Source organism: Pseudoalteromonas aquimarina, assembly GCF_049257255.1.
Taxonomy (GTDB): Bacteria; Pseudomonadota; Gammaproteobacteria; order Enterobacterales; family Alteromonadaceae; genus Pseudoalteromonas.
Genome location: NZ_JBMMUG010000003.1, coordinates 424,108 through 443,275, shown reverse-complemented (window position 1 = coordinate 443,275; position 19,168 = coordinate 424,108). Strand labels below are relative to the sequence as shown.

Below are 19,168 nucleotides of genomic sequence, written 5' to 3'. Positions count from 1 at the left end.
ATTTAAGTATCGCTATAAGCGAAAAGTCGCAGATGTTTTGCATTCTTTTTCGCCATATTCCGGTATGACAAATCAGCGTATTGATTGAAAAGTATTATTAATAAATAGAAAAATACCGCTAACAAGCTAAATATCTTGGCAGACTAGAAAAGTTTACTGTCTATAAGGTATTTCCCCCTAAGAAATTGCTAAATCAGGCATGTGAACACGAGGTGGTAGCAATTCCCCTTGTTTTTGTCTGCCCGTCAAAATCAAATTTTTGCTATCACCTCACCACTTGGGCGAACTAACAAAACAACAATAATTAGGAATAAATTATGAAAGCCTATCCTGTCGTGCTCTTGGTACTCATTACCTTTTTTGTGATTTCGTTTGTCACAAATTTACTTGGTCCCATCTTTCCTGCGTTAATTGAGAGTTACCAAATTGGGCTTTTACTTGCGGGGTTCTTCCCATTTGCTTTTTTTGCCGCCTACGGCTTAATGTCTATTCCGGCTGGCTTAATTGCGCAGCAAAAAGGTGAAAAATTTGTCATCTTATTAGCCTTTTTGCTCGCTGCTATCGGCGCCATAGTATTTGTGCTATTGCCGAGTTTTGCCATGGCGATGTTTGCACTCTTTACCATAGGTAGCGCAATGGCTCTTTTACAAGTTGCCATTAATCCATTGCTGAGACGCGCTGGGGGAGAGCAACATTTCGCTGCATTTTCGGTGGCTGCACAGCTTCTTTTTGGCGCGGCGGCAACCTTATCGCCTATCGTTTACAGCAGTTTGGTAGCTCACATTCAGACTGGTAGTGAACTTGGGCAACAGTTGAGTTTATTTACGCAGCCAAATAAAGATTGGCTAATAATGTACGCTTTATTTGCTGTAATAAGCATTGTGATGCTGCTTGTCACATCATTTATGACTATTCCTAAAGAGCAGCAATCATCTCAAACACTTCGTTTAAGCGATTCACTTGCCCTTTTTAAAGACAAAACCGTCGTGTTATTTTTTATAGCCATCTCGTGTTATGTCGGTTTAGAGCAAGGTATTGCCAACTCAATTTCAGTATTTCTGGCAACCTACCATGGTGTTGACCCAATGACACAGGGCACTGACGTTGTAAGTCAGTTTTGGTTACTACTTACCATAGGTTGCATTTTAGGTTTAGCGTTACTTAAAGTGATGGATGCTAAATTAGTGCTTAAATTGTTTTCAATTGGTGCAGCATGCTCGCTGGTTTTTGCCATTTTTGGTTCAAAAGAAATTGCCTTAATAGCCTTCCCTGCATCGGGTTTCTTTTTATCAATTATGTGGTCGGTGATTTTCTCTTTAGGTCTTAATTCTATTGTCAAAGGTCACAGTGCGGTATCTGGAATTTTGTGTACAGGTATTGTGGGCGGTGCTTTGGCATCACCAATTATTGGCTTTATTGCCGAACTTTCAGGTGATTTGCGCATTTCATTACTTGTGCTGTTTATTCCGCTTGGTTTTATTCTAAGCGTCAGTTTTTGGGCAAAACCACTGGTAAAAAACCACACCATTCAACTTATTAAAAAACGCGAAGCACTGGATTAAATAGCAACATGACAATTATAGATACCCCTTACGTTACCTGTGTTGATCTTGGCGGCACAAAACTCGCTATCGCAAATATTCAAAACGGTGAAATAATCGCATTTCACCAAGTGCCCATTTGCGCTGATTTGAGTAAAGATGATTTTAATGCGTTTTTAATATCTGAAATTACGCCATTTATAACAAATGCTTGCCAAGGTATTTGTATTGGTGTGCCCGGTTTAGTCGAAACTGGTACAGGCTTTGTTATAGAAGTGCTTAACATACCAAATTGGCAAAATGTTGAGTTAAAAACACTCATTGAATCAACGTTTAAATTACCAGCTCTTATTCATAATGATGCAAATTGCTTTACCTACGGCATCTACAATAATGCCAAATATTGTCAGTATGATAATTTAGTAGGCGTTACACTCGGCACAGGTTTAGGTGCTGGGTTAATTTTAAATAGCAGGCTATATACAGGAAAGCAATCAGCTGCTGGTGAATTTGGCAGCTTTCCCTATCTTGATGGCATAATTGAAGATTATTGCTCTGGTCAATTTTTTAAAAGACAAGGCATCGATGGCTTAGCAACTTTTCAACTTGCAGAAGCGGGTGATAACAGCGCCCTTGCAATTTTTGCAGAGCTCGGTGAGCACCTAGGCAACGCCATTGTACAAGTTGTGCAAGCGTTTAACCCTGAAGTTATTGTGTTTGGTGGCTCGGTATCTAAAAGCGCGCCTTATTTCATAAATACGCTGCAAACCACACTGCAAAATAAACTACCACCGAGCGTATTTAATGCGCTGCAAATCCACTATACCCAAGACACCAAAACTGCATTATTTGGCGCCTATTATCTTTTCCAAGTTGAGGTTATCTCTTGTGACTAAACGTTTTACACTGCCCCTTTTATTATTAGTATCTCCGCTTTTTGCAAATCAAACTGCGATTGATCAATTAGCTGAACACCTACAAGTAGAATACTCCTTGTTAGATGCCATGAACCCAACTTGCCCAGAAGAAGTTAAAAACTGCTATTTATCAGAGCTTACCTTAACTTACCCAACTGCAACTAATTACAGTGACTTTTCAATCTTTTTTAGCCAATTAATGCCGATTTATTCAGTTGAATCTGAGCACTTTATAATCACTCATATCAATGGGGATTTTCATAAGATAACACCAAAAGAAGGCTTTAAAGGGTTTCAAAAAGAAGTGCCAGAAACAATTCGTTTTTATACAAAAGATTCGCAAATTACGCGCTCAGAGTTTATGCCCAATTACATTGTGACCAACAAAGATGCGACAAAAAATATCAATGCAAAAGTCATAAAAAGTACGCAAACCGTGCTGGATGAAACCACCGGGCTCGAACGTCAGCCCTACCTTGCACCGTTTACTGCATTAAATCAGCTCAGGGTGAGTAACCAAGATAAAACGCCTTGGATGGGCGCCGAATATCTCTACCAAACGCAGGTAAAGCCAAGCTTAACGAAAGCGCCTGTGAGTTTAATTCCAAAACCAAAGCATTTAGAAATATTAAGTGCTGATAGCAAAGTAAACTTAGCCAAAGGCTTACTGCTCTCGCCAGAGCTTTCAAATAATCACGCACTTTCGGCAGCATTTACGCGTTTAGAAATGTTCGGGATCAAGCAAAGTCAAAATGGCATAAAAACTAAACTTATAAAAGATACCAGTTTGCCTAATGAGGCATACCAGCTAAATATCAATCCAAATCAAATTGTGATTAGTGCCAGCAGCAATACTGGTGCATTTTATGCTTTAATGTCGATTGCAGGGCTTGTTAGTACTGATAATTTAACTTTGCCGAGCCTTAAAATAGAAGATGAACCACACTTTGAATTTCGCGGCTTACATGTAGATGTTGCGCGTAATTTCCGCTCTAAAGAGTTTATTTTAAACACCTTGTCACAAATGGCTGCTTATAAACTCAACAAGCTTCACCTACATTTGGCTGATGATGAAGGTTGGCGCTTAGCCATTGCAGATTTACCTGAACTTACAGATGTAGGAGCTTATCGCTGTTTTGATTTAAGCGAAACAGAATGCTTATTGCCGCAATTAGGTGCTGGCAATGATAAAAGCAATGAAATCAACGGTTTTTATAGTAAAGCGGGTTATCAAGAAATTTTAAAATTTGCTGCACTTAACCATATTGAAGTGATCCCATCGCTTGATATGCCAGGACATTCTCGCGCAGCGGTTAAAGCCATGGATGCCCGTTATCAAAAGTATATGGCACAAGGCGATAAGCTTAAAGCAGAGCAATATTGGTTAAGTGAAGCAAACGACGCCACGGTTTACTCGTCCATTCAACATTACAATGACAATACATTGAATGTATGTTTGCCAAGTACGTATACGTTTATTGAAAAAGTAATTGATGAATTAATCGCGATACACCAAGAAGTAGGCGTTGAGCTTACAACTTATCATATTGGTGCCGATGAAACTGCTGGTGCATGGGTAAATAGCCCTGCCTGTAATGCACTTAAATCTAGTAATCCTAAAGTAACCAACTTTAACGGCTATTTTATTGAAAAAGTAGCACATATGATCGACAGCAAAGGCATTAAAGTGGCTGCTTGGAATGACGGATTAGGCGATACCCAAGCGTCCAATATACCAAAATCAGTGCAATCAAATGGCTGGTCTATGATCACCGAAGGTGGCCACAAAGATGTTCACGCGCAAGCAAACTTAGGTTGGGATATGGTGCTCTCAACACCTGAAGTTACTTACTTTGACTTTCCTTATCAAAGTCACCCAGAGGAGCGTGGAAATCATTGGGCATCGCGCGCAATTGATGGCTTTAAAGTTTTTAGTTTTATGCCTGAAAACTTACCAGCGCACGCTGAAATATGGCAAACCAAAGAGCAGCATAATTACAGCGCTGATGATAGCCAACATCGCCTAACAAAAAACGTTCGCTTTAAAGGGCTACAAGGTCATTTATGGAGCGAAATGCTGCGCTCAGATAGACAAGCCGAATACATGTTGTACCCAAGGCTTTTAGCGCTTGCTGAGCGCGCATGGCACCGCGCCGACTGGCAACTTAATTACAATGAGAAAGGCCGTGTATACAATCAACACTCGAATGTATTCACTGGAAAACACAAGCAAAATAGAGAGCAAGACTGGCAACGCTTTGCAGCGCTTGTTGGCTTTAAAGAAATCGCTAAACTTGATGCTTCGGGTGTGTTTTATCGTGTGCCTACGGTTGCAGCAAAAGTAAACGATGACAAGTTAGATGCATTTACACCTTACCCTGGCTTTATCATAGAAGTACAAAGCAAAAATGGTGAGTGGCAAGCGATTGAAAATATGCGACATAATGAAAAAATTAACGCTGTTAGAGCCCGCAATCAGCACCGAATTGGCCGTAGCCTAAAATTAAGCGAATAACTACAGTTTAAAAATCAGGTTTGCTTAGTTAAGCAAACCTGATGTCTAAAAATTTACTATCTATTTTAAAAAGCTTTTATATCCTCCAGCCTGCAATAAGTTAGCATTTACTAACAGTAACTTTTTGCAAGCTTAGTGTTAACTTTTCAAGGGTAATTGGTTTTGATAAATGCTCATTAAATCCTATATTTAGCGCTAACTCTTTGCTTTCGGTGTCTGCATTTGCAGTAAGTGCATATATAGGTAAAGCATCAAATTCAGGCATAGTCCTAATTTGCTTGGTCGCTTCATAGCCATCTAACACGGGCATTTGGCAATCCATTAGCACCACATCGTAATGCTGCTTTTGTAGCGCGTTTACTGCTTGCTCTCCATTTTCAACCACATCAAAAGTCATGTTTAATTTTTCAAGCATGGCTGAAATCACTTTTTGATTTACTAAATTGTCTTCCGCAACCAAAATATGCAATGTTTTGAGCGCCTTATTATTTACTTGCTCAACAGTTATTGCTGGTTTTTGCGATAGTTGCATTTGCGCAGTAAATGTAAAAATACTACCTTGGGGATCATTACTTTGCACTTGGATATCGCCTTTCATAAGGCGACTAATTTCTCCACTAATCGCAAGCCCCAAGCCTGTACCGCCAAAATGGCGAGATGTTGATGAGTCCGCTTGAATAAATGGCTTAAAAATTTCTTTGTGTTTATCTTCAGCAATGCCAATTCCTGTATCAGCAACACTGACTTTAAGCTCCATCACTTTATCGTTTAATGCAGTTACTTGTGCATCAAATGAAATACTGCCCTGTTTGGTAAATTTAAGGGCATTACTGCATAAGTTTAATATCACTTGTTCAATGCGTGTTTGGTCGCCAAGCACATATAAATTAGGGTCAATGCTAATTGCTTGATGCCATGTTAACTGTTTTTCTTTGGCTAAGGTTTCAAACATATTTGCCATATCATTTAATGATTTACAAAGCGCAAATGGCTGTACATCAAGCAATAAATTTCCTGACTCTATTTTTGATAAGTCTAAAATATCGCTTACGATATTAAGTAACAATCGAGAAGAAGCATTGATTTGTTGCAGATAAGATTTAATTTCGTCGATATCTTCGCTTTTTTGCGCCAACTGACCAAAGCCAATTACCGAGTTCATTGGCGTTCTAATTTCATGACTCATATTCGCGACAAAGCGGCTTTTAGCAAGGTTGGCTTGTTTTGCTTGCTCGGTCGCTTTTTTAAGTGATTTAGTACGTTCTTTGACTTGTTTATCTAGCAGTTGCTGTTGACCATTCATTATCATCACAATCAACATAATTGCCGTTACAATAATCACTAGCAGAAGATAAAGTGGGGCAAATTCTTTGTTTTGTAAATGCAGTAAATTGGCATGATTCACATAAAAGCTCATAGACCATGATTGGCCAAGCAAATTAATGCTAATTTTTTTAAAGGTATCACCATCATTTAATGTACTAATGGTTTCGGCATTATCATAAAAAGGTTCTGTTGAATTAGCCTCAGTCACCCGAATAAAGAACATTTCTTGATCAATTATACTGATTGCATTGCTCAATAGTTCTTCTGCAAGAAAGACCCCTGTTGCCATACCAATTACGCGTACATTATTTTGTATCGCTTGTTCTGGATCACTTGAGAATACGGGGAAAAATAGCAAAAATGCGGGATTCGATTTTTCGGTTTGCACCAATTTAATTATGGGAGTTGCCTTTGGTTGATAGTTGCTTAAAACAAGATTCAATGTCTCTTTACGAGAGGGGTTCGAATAGACATTAAAACCAATCGCGTTTTCATTGCCTGCAACAGGGTAAATATATTTAACATACACAACCGGATCCGTTTTATTTAGCGGTGTGCCCTTTACACCCGTGTTCCCGTTATAAATATCCACAAGTTCGTTACTTGCTACTGACAACCTTGATTGAGGAATAATTGGATTCCAAGAGACCGCACGAATTACACTCGAATTTGCTGACAATTGCGTGGCCACTTGCTCAAACTGTTGCCTTGTTAGGTTTGGGGTTGTTTGTACAGCTTCAGCGAGTTGTTCAAGTATTGAAACTGTATTACCAAGCTCTCGGTGCACTTTATTCTCGACCCGTTGAACCTCGTTTTCTAACCACTCAAATGTATTTCGCTTTTCTGATTCAATAAAAACATAGGTGATTGCCAAAACAGCAATAAACAAACACACAATAGATGCTAACAGCACATTGCTTGCTGTTCTTTGCTGCCCAGTAGTTTTGTTATAATCAATCAAGCATAAAATCAAAGGTGTAGCTAACAATACACCAAGTGAGTCACCCAACCACCAATAGCCAACGTTGATCCAATAATTAGTAGCATCAAAATCAGGGTTAAAAGTACTTAGGGAAAATATGCCGATATTGGCAGAGATAAGATTGACGACAAAGCCAATCAATATAATAAATTTAACTAAACCTTTATTTGACAATTTAAGCGGATTACCAATCCATTTCGATAAAATAAACGCGCTAATCCATGCTTGAAGACTCGCTCCGGTTGCAATAAGTAAATTTTGCAAGCCAATAACACCGACGATATCTGTAATTTGAAAGTTAGGCGTTACTGAGCAGTTGAATATAAAAGAGGCAACAAGTACAGCAGGAACAAACACCCTACCAAAAATAAAGCAGCCAACTAAACCAATACCTGCGGGCAACCAAATGGGCATTACTTGAGATTGGAACGAAATAAAGGAAAGCAAATAACCTGAAATAATAAACGCTAAAATCAGTTTCCAATATAACGTATTAAAAAGCTTAGGTTTACTTGAAATATTTTTAGACTGAGAATACATGTAGATTTCCTAGCTAGCTTTACCAATAAGGTAGAAAGCTTCAAAGTAAAATGCAACAAAAATCCCACTAACTAAGGCGTGTTTACACTAAATCCTGAGCACCCTAATCTCAAATTAATTATTTACAAGCACCCCTTTAAAAATTAATGGGTATCTTCGAATGCGATTGCCAATATAATCGTCAGCTAAAATTTGTTGGCAAAATTCGTCAATCGACAAATTTGCTTCAAACAGCCATTCCATGCGTTCAAGCGCAACTAAAAAGCCTCTTTTTAAATATTGTTGGCTCAGGTACTCATCAACATTATGTTTAACTATCGCTAATTTTTCTGGATTAGTTTTTAATTCCTCTATTACAGAGAGTAAATAGCGTTGGTTTTGAGGGTGCGGTTTATCTTTACGATGTCGGCGTGATGTCACGGTTTAACTCTCAAAAATACAAGTAGCATGTTATAAGGTTAAAAAGCTAAAAAAGTTTAATGCTACCTGTTTATTTTTCTAAAAATAAACTCGAAAAGTTCGCATGCTCATAATTTTCACCGTAAATCTGTTTTAGTGCTTGGCTCTTGTAGAGTTGCTCAAACGATGTCTCAAAATGTGCTTTTAAGCGTTTGCCTTTCTCAGTATTTTGAAATACCACCCAAATTGGCATTTGGCCATGTAACTCAATTGTTTTAAAAATTTTAAGCTGCCTTTCATCCAAGTTATAAATATGATCTACCACCACATCAACTTTGCCAGACTCAAGTAAATCGAGCGCTTTTTTAATATCGGCAAAACGATAACTTTGACCATGAACTGGTACAAATCGATCATAAGCGTATTCTTCATACCAGCCGACAGTAAGCGGTTTAAAGTCTTCGCTATGACGCAACTTTGTTGTACGTGGGTTGTAAATGGCAACGATTGGAAATTCAAAATCCAGATGGTATTTGGGGTAAAGCGTATCTGTGAGTAATGTGTCATCATCTTTATAAACACCAACTAAAATATCGGCTTTATTATTTTTAAACAATCGTTTCGCGCGAGCAAAACTGCCAACATCAAATTCAATTTGATGATTACCAAAACTCTGTTTAATTAAATTGAGGTAAACGCCACTGCCACCTGGCTCAGAAAACTCTCGCCAATGCGCTGATGCTACTTTTATAGGCTCGGCAGCACAAACACACGTTATTTGAACCAGAACAAAACACACTAAAAAACGTATTAAACGCATACCACCTTCATTTGCTTTGGTTAATCTACATTTTGAAAGTATAGATAATACTTTCAGTTGTGCAGTGTAAGGTTACAAAAACAAACAAAGTAAAATTAAGGGTTGCATTGATATCGAGCTAAAAATAACGCTACTGTTTGTTCTATTAAGTAGTTTTCATGCTGTTCATTAGGTTCATCAAAACCATATAAACGCGGATAAAAGATATGAGATTTGAGTAAGTAAACAAATTGCGTTGCTGCAAGCGCTTTGTCGTCGACCCTTACTTTTTGTGCATTTTCAGCATCCGCTAAAAAATGCTCAAAGTAAGCCATACAACCAATTTTGTTGTTACTTAACTGCTTCGCAAATTCTGGCTGTTGCATCATTTGCATAAAGGCAATTTTTGCAACACGTAAAAAATTATCTGATTTAAACAGGTCACATTCCTGCTCTGCAATTTTTATTAACTGTGCTTTCAATGATACTTTCGGGTCAAACTCAATGGTTGATGCACTATTTAATAATCCCATCATACGCTCGATAATGGCATAAAAAAGCACATCTTTAGTTTCAAAGTGGTTGTAAACAGTACGTTTTGATACGCCCGCTGTTTTAGCCACTTCATCCATACTGCTATTTGCCACACCTTTGTCAAAAAACAATTGTTCGGCGGCATCAAGAATATGAATACGTTTTTGTTCAGATAATTTCATAGCACCCTCATTGAAAACTTTGACTATTTTAGACTGAATAAAAAAAAAGTGCACTACACAGTTTACTTTTTATAACTTAGATGCAAAACTACACCGTGTAGTTTACTTTCATTAGAGAAACACATGAAAGCAATCAAATGGATTAGTTTAATTTTTGTTATTTTATTAATTGGAGCGTGTACAGTGAATCATCATTTAGCCAGCGAAGGTACTTCCAAAGCGCCAACAAAAAGCCTTTACAAAAATGGTAAGTTTTATAATGCTGAAAAAATGGCACCGAATAGTGCCCGTAAAATGGCTGAAATCTTTTTACGTTATTTCACTGAGAAAAAACAACATGCATTTCCAAGCCAAGCGTTACCTTTGCAAACCGTCACACGTGTTCAATTAGATGCCCTAAGTAACGATGCAATCCATACTATAAAACTTGGCCACTCATCCATCTTACTTAAAGTTCATGGTGAGTTTTGGTTACTTGATCCTGTATTTGCACAGCGTGCATCGCCCTTCTCATTTATGGGACCAAAGCGCTTTCAACCAACACCAATTTCATTAGAAGAACTACCACCTATCGATAAAGTATTGATTTCTCACAATCATTACGATCACCTTGATAAACAAAGTGTTAAATTACTGGCGCGTAAAACCAAACAATTTTTAGTGCCACTGGGCGTGGCTGGCGACCTTGCAAGATGGGGAATAAACCCAACAAAAGTGAAAGAATTTGACTGGTGGCAAGAGCTCAAAACTAAACAGGGATTTATCGCCTTTACACCAATCAAGCATTTTTCTGGCAGAGCACTTAACGATGGAAACAAGACGTTATGGGGATCATGGGTTATTTCAGCCAACAATCAAACACTCTATTTTAGTGGTGATTCCGGTTATTTTGATGGCTTTAAACAAATTGGCGAGCGCTACGGCCCATTTGATATGACGTTTATTGAAACAGGGGCATATGACAAAGATTGGCCAGATGTTCATATGACGCCTGAACAAAGTGTACAAGCTCATTTAGATTTAAAAGGAAAATTGATGACGCCCATTCACAATGGCACATTTGATCTCGCCTTTCACGCATGGTTTGAGCCGCTTGAACGCGTAAAAGAGGAAGCTGACAAACAATGGGTACAATTAAACACGCCGACGGTAGGTGAAATCCTCACACTTGGGCACGAATATCAAACAAGCCTTTGGTGGCGTGACTATATGCCTAGCGAGTCACTGGCAATGGTAACAGCAAATTAATTACTTATTGGTTTGTAATTATTTCAGTATGATGCGGCAATTGCTTTAATAGCCGCTCATATACTCCGTTTTGTTTAATTTCTGCCAGGCCTTTATTAAAGGCTTGGCGATACATTTCAGAGTGCGGTAAATCTTTTCGAAAGAGTAAATGCGCGGTGTCGCTTAGCAATGCTTTTTGACTATAGGCAAGCATTTTACGTTGGCTATTTGAAAATTGCGTTTTTAGTAAATACTCCGCTGGGATCAGTGACATGGGAAACGCATCAATATGCCCTTTAATCAATCGCGCGAGGTTTTGTTTATCTGTTTTTGCCCAATCTAGCCCAAAGGTGCCACGCTTTCCTTCATTTAGTAATTCATTGGTGTAACTGTAGCCTGTGGTAACACCAATTAATTTCCCTTGAAAATCACTCATGCTCTTCCACTCAGAAATGGGGTTATTGACGTTATAAAAGAAGTAAGTGGTTTCAGTGTAAAGTGCATCACTACAGTAAAAATCGCGTTGTTTTTCTTGGGTGCAAAACCAGTATGCGGCAATATCAAAATTGTCTTTTTTAGCCTCAACTAAACTTCGCCCCCAAGGGAAATAACTAAACTTAACGCGATAACCTTGTGTTTGATAAGCTGCGCGAATAACCGAAGGAACAAAGTTAAATTCGCCTTTTACACGTGTCGAATAAGGTGGATATTCACCGATAGCAATGTTCAGCGTTTTTGCTTGGCATGGAAAAGCCAACAAGCACATGGCAATCAATATACACGCTATCAGTTTTAAGAAGGTGGTCACATTTTTATCAAGCGTTCAGGCCTGAACCATAAAAACCAAAACAGGTACAAAACAGTAACCCTAATCGCCTTTATTGGCAAGTTGAGATGATTTAAACCTACGATTTTTTACGTGCTTTTATATATAGATAAAGCATAAATAGCCAAATCAAATTCGCACCAATTATATGTAACCAAAACGACAATGGAGACTCTTCTCGTAAAATTGCTTCACCGCTACGCCCCGCAGGAATAGCGCCGCTTTCTATAAAAAAAATAGTGGGAACGAGAAAAAGCAACATAATGATAATTACCCAGCTAAGTGTTGGCGTTTTTGCGTTTTTAATAAGCGGTGGCATCTGCATCCATACAGTAACTTGTTAATTTTAAGAGAATTATACTGGCAAGGAATAACGGCAATTACAATATAAACAACTATTTATTTCACATACTCCGATAAAAACAAACCAGCTACAGTGTCTTCATCTGAAGCATCAGCTCATAAAAAAAGCCAGCGAAAGAGCTGGCTTAAAACCGGAGAACTTAATGTTTAGTAACTTGCTGTAAGTGTTACACCCGAGTATGCAGAATAACCATTTAATAGAATGTGGTAAGTACCACCTGTTGCGCCACTATTTAAACTACATGACTCATTATTACCCCATCGATAAGGGCGACATTCGTAATCAGATGTTGTCGGCTGTGATCCCTTTTTCACATATAAATCGACATCGCCACTACCATTTGCGGTCGTCACAGTCAGCGTTTGATTTGCTGGAACCTCGATTTTGTAAAACACTTGTCTATTAGCACCGCCAGATAAATTCGTCATCGGCACGCCATTATCTAAACAATCCGTACAGCCACCATCAGCACTATACGTAGCGACTAAACTTGCGCCTGAATACGCCGAGTAACCTTGAAGCATCACGTAGTATTTACCCGCAGCAGGCGTATTAAATTCGCAGCTTTCGTTATTACCATTTTTATATGGGCGACAATCGTAGCTACCCGTAGTTGGTGCTGAACCTTGTTTCACATAAAGGTCTGCATCGCCTTGCCCGCCTGAAAGTGAAATCGACAAACTCGACTGCCCAGCTGGTACTTCAACAAAATAGTTTGTTTCACTGCTTGCTGCACCTGATGCTGAAACGGCTTGATCTTTAAGTAACTCAGTGACTGTTGGTGGTTCAGGATCTACCGTCCCTTCAAGAGCAAATAGTAATTCATTCGGTGAGCCCGATTTTGCATCAGATACTTTGTTTTTATTCGCACCAGCAGATAACTTACTGTCAATTTGAGAAGGTGTTAGGCTATTGTCTTCATCAAGATAAAGTGCGACTACACCCGCAACATGCGGTGAAGCCATAGACGTGCCACTGATGGTATTTTCAGCTGAGTCTGAGTTATACCATGCTGATTTGATGCTTGAACCCGGCGCGTAAATATCTAAACAGCTACCATAGTTAGAAAAGCTCGAACGGCTGTCACTTGATGTAGTCGAGCCAACCGTAATGGCTGTTGTTGCACGAGCAGGGGAATAATTACATGCGTTACTGTTATCATTACCTGCAGCTACCACAAAACTTACGCCAGACGCTACTGCCGCCTCAACCGCTTGGTCAATGGCCGATGACGCCCCGCCACCTAAACTCATATTAGCAACCGACGGGCCACTGGCGTTGTTTTTCACCCAGTTAATGCCGTCAATAACACCTGATGTACTACCTGAACCATTACAACCAAGTACACGAACACCCACAATATTAACGTTTTTCGCAACACCATAGCTTTGGCCACCAATAGTGCCAGCTACATGCGTACCATGACCATTACAGTCAGACGCATCAGAATCATTATCAACAAAATCCCAACCACTACTTGCACGATTACCAAACTCATTATGCGTAGTGCGTACACCGGTATCAATTACATAAGCAGTTACGCCTGAACCATCGAAGTTGTATTGGTAATTACTATCAAGTGGTAAATCACGCTGATCGATGCGATCTAGGCCCCAAATAGCATTAGATTGATTTGCATTGGTTGCAACCTGAGGGTCAATTGAGATTACCTGTTCAGGCTCAATAAACTGCACTAAATCTTCTTTTAATAGTTGTTTTAGCTGCCCTTTTGATAACGTATATTGCGCACCGTTTAGAGTGTTTCCAAACACTTTATTAGCTTTGACACCATATTTACCGCGAATTTTATCAACATTTTCTTTAGTTTGTTCAGCTATACCAAAGTTCGCCAAACTAGTTGGAACAGTTTTAAACACCACAATATATTTATTAGGAATTTGTTTACTGGCGTTTACTTGGATTAATTTATCGCTGTTTGCATAGGCAAAGTTAGCCGAACATACCGACGCGATTAGTAACATTGTTTTTGAATATTTAAACATGACGTTTCCTTGTTGCTTGGTTTTTAATAACAGCTAAAAACCTAGTTCAAAAAACAAACAACTCAAACCCCATTTTCATTTCATTAACATTTGTACCGATAATAGATTGTTAATTTAGGGATCATTTATACTTAAGTAAGGTTACTAATAGCTTATTTTAGATAGTAAAATCTGAATGATAATTAGTATTAAATATTTTATGCTTTGTAAAAGTTTGTAACTAAAAAGTAAAAATAATACAAAAGAATGAAAATAAAAGTACTTTTAAAACAATATCTTTTCTCATATAAAATAGTAATTTTTGTAAGCCCGAATTTTACAACGGCTGTATTTTCAATATCACATTTAAAAAATTAAAATTCGGATAAATGAAGAATTTTATTATTTAGACTAAGTTAAAACATCATTAAACAACCCAAACACATGTTAACAAAGTGTAAATATAAATAATTAGCGAATCATTCTTTATTATTGAATTAAAAAGTAGCTTTTTTGCTATAGGAAAGCGCTTGTTTAAATCCTAAAGCGAAAATTAAAAGATGAGCTTTTTTTAAGCCGAGTATATTCGAAGATATACATAACAAAAAAGGCGCAAAAGCGCCTTTTTAAATACTCATTAGCTATGAGAATAATTAGAAAGTCATTGAGTATCGAACACCAAATTCACTTGCATCGTTACTCTTAATTACTAATACGTAATCGCCAGTATTTAAACGAGCATCATCGTAACGCTCATCAAAAATATTGCGACCATATAAATCAACACGCCAGTTAGCATTCGCTGGTGAATAACCTACCGTTAAATTAACTAGGCTACGAGCATCTACTTTAGTTAAACGCTTAGGATCTGAGCTTGGCTCACCGTACATTTCACTACGATACGAATAGTCCACACGGGTTGTGATAAGTGAGCCATCCGCTAAGGCAAACTCATAGCTTGGGCTAATTGACGCTGTTAAGTCTGGCGTTAATGGTGCAACTGGTTTAACACCTGCTTGTTCATCTACATCCACATCCATATAACCTAAGCTTGTATGAACGCTAAAGTTATCAGTGATATACGCTGTACCTTCCCACTCAATACCACGTGACGTTTGCGAAACCACTAAATTGCGTGTATCGAAACCACCTTCAGATGTAGTACTTACTTGGTAAGGTAAGTCATCATAGTTAGTATTAAATAGTGCAATGCTCATGCTGAAGTCACTAGTAACTTGCCCTTTTAAACCCACTTCGTAGTTAACTGCTGTAATGTTGTCTGTTGCTACAAAACAATTTGGGTCACCGAATAGGCAGTAAGGACGTGCCGGGAACTGGCCACCTTGATAACCACTTTGGATGCTACCATACACATTTAAGCCATTTTCAAGGGTGTAGTTAGCTGATAAATCGTAGCTTAACTGGCTCCAATCATCTTCTGCATGAGTTGGACCAATACCAACATTGGCGGTAGCTTCTTTTTCATCCTGGGTATAACGTAAACCACCCGATACACGTAAATCATCTGTCATGTCGTAACCAACATTAACAAATACCGCTTTACTTGTGGTTGTTTGGTCAAGTTCAAGTAAGTTTGCACCGCCATTAAAGCGAGAATCAGCACCTTGGCGGTTGCTGCCTTCTTCTTCAAACCAATATAAGCCTGATACAAAGTCAAACTGACCTAAATAGCCATTGAACTGAAGCTCAACAGAAGTTTGATCTGCTTCACCGCGCTCTGGGTAATGATCAAGTGCATAAATTGTGCTGTCATCATCAAGGCCCGCTTTATACTCAGATGAGCGCTTGCTTAAAATAAACTTAGCACCAAGGTCATTTGAAATATCGTAGTTAGTGGTGAGCGACACACCATTTGCTTTATTAGTAACTTCGGTTACTTCAATTGAGCCCGTTGCATTATCGTATGGATCAGCTGCAACATCAGAATTACGTAATGGACCTGTTGGTGTTGGGCTACCAAAACGCATACCTGTGTAGTAAGCGCCTGTTGGTACTTCATCAATTAGAGTTGTATAAGGACGAAGGCCGCCTTCAGCATCATTAGCATCAGCCGTTAAAACAAAACTTAAGTCATCCGCTGCATCATATTTAACTGACACGCGACCATGAAACTCACGGTTTTCACCCACATCGTATTTAGCTTCTGGCAGGTTAATAAATTCACCTAAACCACCACGGTGGTTGTAACCTGCATTAAAGTTAAACGCTAAGTTATCTGTAAGACCGCGGTTAATAAATACATCGCCTTTAACACGCTCACGCGTGCCTACTTCAGCCGAAATTTTAGTAACCGACTCGCTATTAGCTTGCTTGGTGATGATATTAATTGCACCACCAATTGAGTTACGACCATAAAGCGTGCCCTGTGGACCACGTAATACTTCAATACGCTCAATATTGGCTAGGTTCCAGTTTTGACCTACTTGGCGACCTAAGTAAACACCATCTACATATACACTTACACCCGGATCGGTTGTGATCAAGTGATCTTGCAAACCAATACCACGAATAAACGGGTTAGCCGACGAGTTATGACCTGCTGAAAAACCAGTAATGTTTAGGTTAGGAACAAATTTACCCACATCATTAATTTCAGAAATACCTTGCTCAGCTAGCTTATCGCCGCTAAATGCACTCATTGCAATTGGCACTTCATAAATAACCTGCGAACGTTTAGTTGCGGTTACGGTAATAGCTTCAATTTCTTTTTTAGCTGTTTGTGTGTCTTCAGCTTCGTTTGCCATAGTTGCAAAGCTTGATGCAGCAAGAAGTGAAAGCGTGATTGAATTTAACTTGCTAAAACGCAAGAAAGAGTGAGTTGTTGTCATTAAGTAGCGCCTTTTTGCTCATACCGAGTAATTACTAACAATGAATTAGCACGACAGTTATTCGGTAATTTATAATCGTTTCGCTTCAATTTTAAACACTGCATTCGGCTAAAATTTAAACCAAATTAAAGTGTTATAAAACTGAGTTAATATGTAATCTTGGTAAATCAAACAGTTAAGATATGTTTTACCAAACGATTAATACACAAAAAGCAATATTAGCATTTCTTTCATAAAATTGACTTAAAAATTAAATAATTTTATTGGTTATTTCAAAACATATGGCTGAGTTATCTATTATCAAATTTGAACTTCATTAATAACCCATGCCAAATAAAGAGCAAAAATCAGCACTTTTTAGCGCATGTCATTTTTAGGCCAATGCCATGCATACCAAATCGTGATAAGCGACAAAATAACTTCTAATCCTGTTAAATAAAGATAAAAAATCCACGTGGTTTCTAAGTTTAGCCCTATTAACAAAAATACAAATAACGCGGGAATAATGATGTTTAGCCAGCGGTTAACACTTGGCTCTAATACTAGCGATAAAAAAACCATCAAACTTGGAATAGACATTAAAAACGCTACCGCAAAAAACTTTGCTTGTAGCCCTTCACTATTAGCACTTACCGCCCTCGCGTTAGACATAACACCAGGCACATAGACCTCGATGTAATCCCCATAGACATAGCAAAACATGACTGCCACCCAAAGGGCTGCAAGTTTAAGTTTGATATTGATAGTGTCGTTTACCAACCCATTTTGTATCTGATTACTTTGACTCATTTTTCACTCCATTATTAAATTATTGTATCAACCACTTTGTTAATGCGCGTTGTTTTTGTAGCGTCGCCAACCTCGCTTGACTCAAATAAACAATATAATTTATAAAGGGTTAAGTCGTCCGAGACTAAAAGCGCGGACACTTTTTTGTGTAAAAAATGGATATTTTCAATAAAGGGAAGTAAACAGTGAGCGATCCAATTGTTCAGGTGCTAAGCATCGTTATGCTGGGGCAAATAAGTTTAAGCGTACCCCTATTAATTTCTCGATTTCGTGCGAACGCTACTTTTATCCCTTTGGCAGTATTTTTATTAGCATGTGGATTACTTGCTATGAATTCCATTGTAGCGACCCTGTTTGAAAATGCGTATTTAATTTATACCGCGCTGGTATTCCCCACCCTTTTTGTACTTTGCCCGTCGCTCTGGTTCTATATTGAAGGGATCACCTCTAATACCCCATGGAAATTCACTAAAAAGCATGCGTTACATGGTGTGTTAGTAATTCCTGCATCGGTGGTTTCAGTGATGATATTAATGCTGCCAAGCGATGTTCACCGCGCTATTTTTATTGACGATATAACTGCAAATCACACGCTTGTTGACACATTGTTTAGCACTATGTTGATTATGATGGTGCTATGGCTTTTGCAGTGCGTTTATACCTTGTATTGTATTATTCGCCGTTTGAGCGATTATCGAAAGGAGCTAAAAAATGTTTTTTCTAACAATGAAAACAAAGAGTTAAAATGGGTAAATTGGCTGCTCTTTAGCGCACTGTGCGCTTGGCTTTTCTCTCTCATCACGTTATTTGCATCAAGCCTATTTAACAATGTGTTGTTTACTGCCAGAGTTGAGGCCTTCTTATCGCTCCTTTTACTTTGGAGTTTGGCGTACTTTGGCTTACAACAAAAACCTGCGCTTATAGGTCAAGGCGCGTATTGGTTAGGCGATGCCACAACAGAAATCAAAGACCAGCCAAACCAAAAACAACATCAAAACGATAGCCACCAGCAAAAATACCAGCGCTCTGCACTAAGCCAAGCACAATCAGTGCGTATTGCTGAAAAAATAAATACTGCAATGGAAAATGAGCAGCTTTACTTAGACTCAAGCTTATCTCTACATAAGCTGGCTAAGCATACTGCGATTTCGCCCAACTACATTTCACAAACATTGAATGAAACATTAGGCCTTAATTTTTTTGATTACGTAAACCAATGGCGCATTGAGGCTGCAAAACCACACATTATTGCAAACCAAAGTTCGGTGCTCGATATTGCCCTAGCAGCGGGGTTTAACGCGCGTTCTTCTTTTTACAAAGCATTCAAACAACAAACTGGGGTAACACCGAGTGAATTTAGAAAGCAAAACGCCATCGCTTAACTATTAGCAATTGC

The 19,168-nt window shown here is 38.5% G+C and carries 13 protein-coding genes; 5 read left to right on the top strand and 8 right to left on the bottom strand.

The annotated features are described in order from the left end of the window. The first annotated feature begins 317 nt into the window (after nucleotides 1–317). The 3 genes from AAEU29_RS09975 to AAEU29_RS09965 are packed head-to-tail and all read left to right on the top strand — an operon-like array spanning nucleotide 318 to nucleotide 4,973. Entirely contained in the window at nucleotides 318–1,562 is a 1,245-nt protein-coding gene (locus AAEU29_RS09975; protein WP_421973181.1) for an MFS transporter, read from the top strand. Nucleotides 1,563–1,570: 8 nt separating this feature from the next. After that, nucleotides 1,571–2,437, top strand: a complete 867-nt coding sequence (locus tag AAEU29_RS09970) for an ROK family protein (RefSeq protein WP_421973180.1) — start codon at nucleotides 1,571–1,573, stop codon at nucleotides 2,435–2,437. Beyond that, nucleotides 2,430–4,973, top strand: a complete 2,544-nt coding sequence (locus tag AAEU29_RS09965; RefSeq protein WP_421973179.1) for a family 20 glycosylhydrolase — start codon at nucleotides 2,430–2,432, stop codon at nucleotides 4,971–4,973. The genes AAEU29_RS09970 and AAEU29_RS09965 overlap by 8 nt, the downstream gene beginning before the upstream one ends. 100 nt (nucleotides 4,974–5,073) lie before the next feature. Here AAEU29_RS09965 and AAEU29_RS09960 read toward each other — a convergent pair whose 3' ends face one another. The 4 genes from AAEU29_RS09960 to AAEU29_RS09945 form a co-directional block, all read right to left on the bottom strand. After that, complete coding sequence (locus AAEU29_RS09960) at nucleotides 5,074–7,821, bottom strand: CHASE domain-containing protein (RefSeq protein WP_421973178.1); 2,748 nt, start codon at nucleotides 7,819–7,821, stop codon at nucleotides 5,074–5,076. A 114-nt stretch (nucleotides 7,822–7,935) separates the two neighbouring features. Beyond that, a complete protein-coding gene (locus AAEU29_RS09955; RefSeq protein ID WP_421973177.1) occupies nucleotides 7,936–8,241 on the bottom strand; it encodes a hypothetical protein in 306 nt (101 codons plus the stop codon). A gap of 70 nt (nucleotides 8,242–8,311) precedes the next feature. Further along, nucleotides 8,312–9,040, bottom strand: a complete 729-nt coding sequence (locus tag AAEU29_RS09950) for a transporter substrate-binding domain-containing protein (protein WP_421973176.1) — start codon at nucleotides 9,038–9,040, stop codon at nucleotides 8,312–8,314. 95 nt (nucleotides 9,041–9,135) lie between these two features. Beyond that, a complete protein-coding gene (locus AAEU29_RS09945) occupies nucleotides 9,136–9,735 on the bottom strand; it encodes a TetR/AcrR family transcriptional regulator (RefSeq protein ID WP_421973175.1) in 600 nt (199 codons plus the stop codon). 123 nt (nucleotides 9,736–9,858) lie between these two features. Between AAEU29_RS09945 and AAEU29_RS09940 the strand changes: the two genes are divergently transcribed. Further along, nucleotides 9,859–10,983 (top strand): MBL fold metallo-hydrolase, encoded by a 1,125-nt coding sequence (locus AAEU29_RS09940; RefSeq protein WP_421973174.1) that lies wholly within the window; start codon nucleotides 9,859–9,861, stop codon nucleotides 10,981–10,983. Nucleotides 10,984–10,987: 4 nt separating this feature from the next. Here AAEU29_RS09940 and AAEU29_RS09935 read toward each other — a convergent pair whose 3' ends face one another. From AAEU29_RS09935 to AAEU29_RS09920, 4 genes are all read right to left on the bottom strand, one after another. Further along, on the bottom strand, nucleotides 10,988–11,770 hold the full coding sequence (locus AAEU29_RS09935; protein WP_421973173.1) for a substrate-binding periplasmic protein: 783 nt from the start codon (nucleotides 11,768–11,770) through the stop codon (nucleotides 10,988–10,990). A gap of 528 nt (nucleotides 11,771–12,298) precedes the next feature. After that, nucleotides 12,299–14,155: a S8 family peptidase gene (locus AAEU29_RS09930; RefSeq protein WP_421973172.1), complete on the bottom strand. Its 1,857-nt coding sequence runs from the start codon at nucleotides 14,153–14,155 to the stop codon at nucleotides 12,299–12,301. A 632-nt stretch (nucleotides 14,156–14,787) separates the two neighbouring features. Next, complete coding sequence (locus tag AAEU29_RS09925; RefSeq protein WP_421973171.1) at nucleotides 14,788–16,983, bottom strand: TonB-dependent receptor; 2,196 nt, start codon at nucleotides 16,981–16,983, stop codon at nucleotides 14,788–14,790. A gap of 357 nt (nucleotides 16,984–17,340) precedes the next feature. Beyond that, nucleotides 17,341–17,772 (bottom strand): DUF6326 family protein, encoded by a 432-nt coding sequence (locus tag AAEU29_RS09920; protein ID WP_421973170.1) that lies wholly within the window; start codon nucleotides 17,770–17,772, stop codon nucleotides 17,341–17,343. Nucleotides 17,773–18,101: 329 nt separating this feature from the next. Here AAEU29_RS09920 and AAEU29_RS09915 point away from each other — a divergent pair, with 329 nt between their 5' ends. Further along, complete coding sequence (locus AAEU29_RS09915; RefSeq protein ID WP_421973169.1) at nucleotides 18,102–19,154, top strand: helix-turn-helix domain-containing protein; 1,053 nt, start codon at nucleotides 18,102–18,104, stop codon at nucleotides 19,152–19,154. Nucleotides 19,155–19,168: the final 14 nt, after the last annotated feature.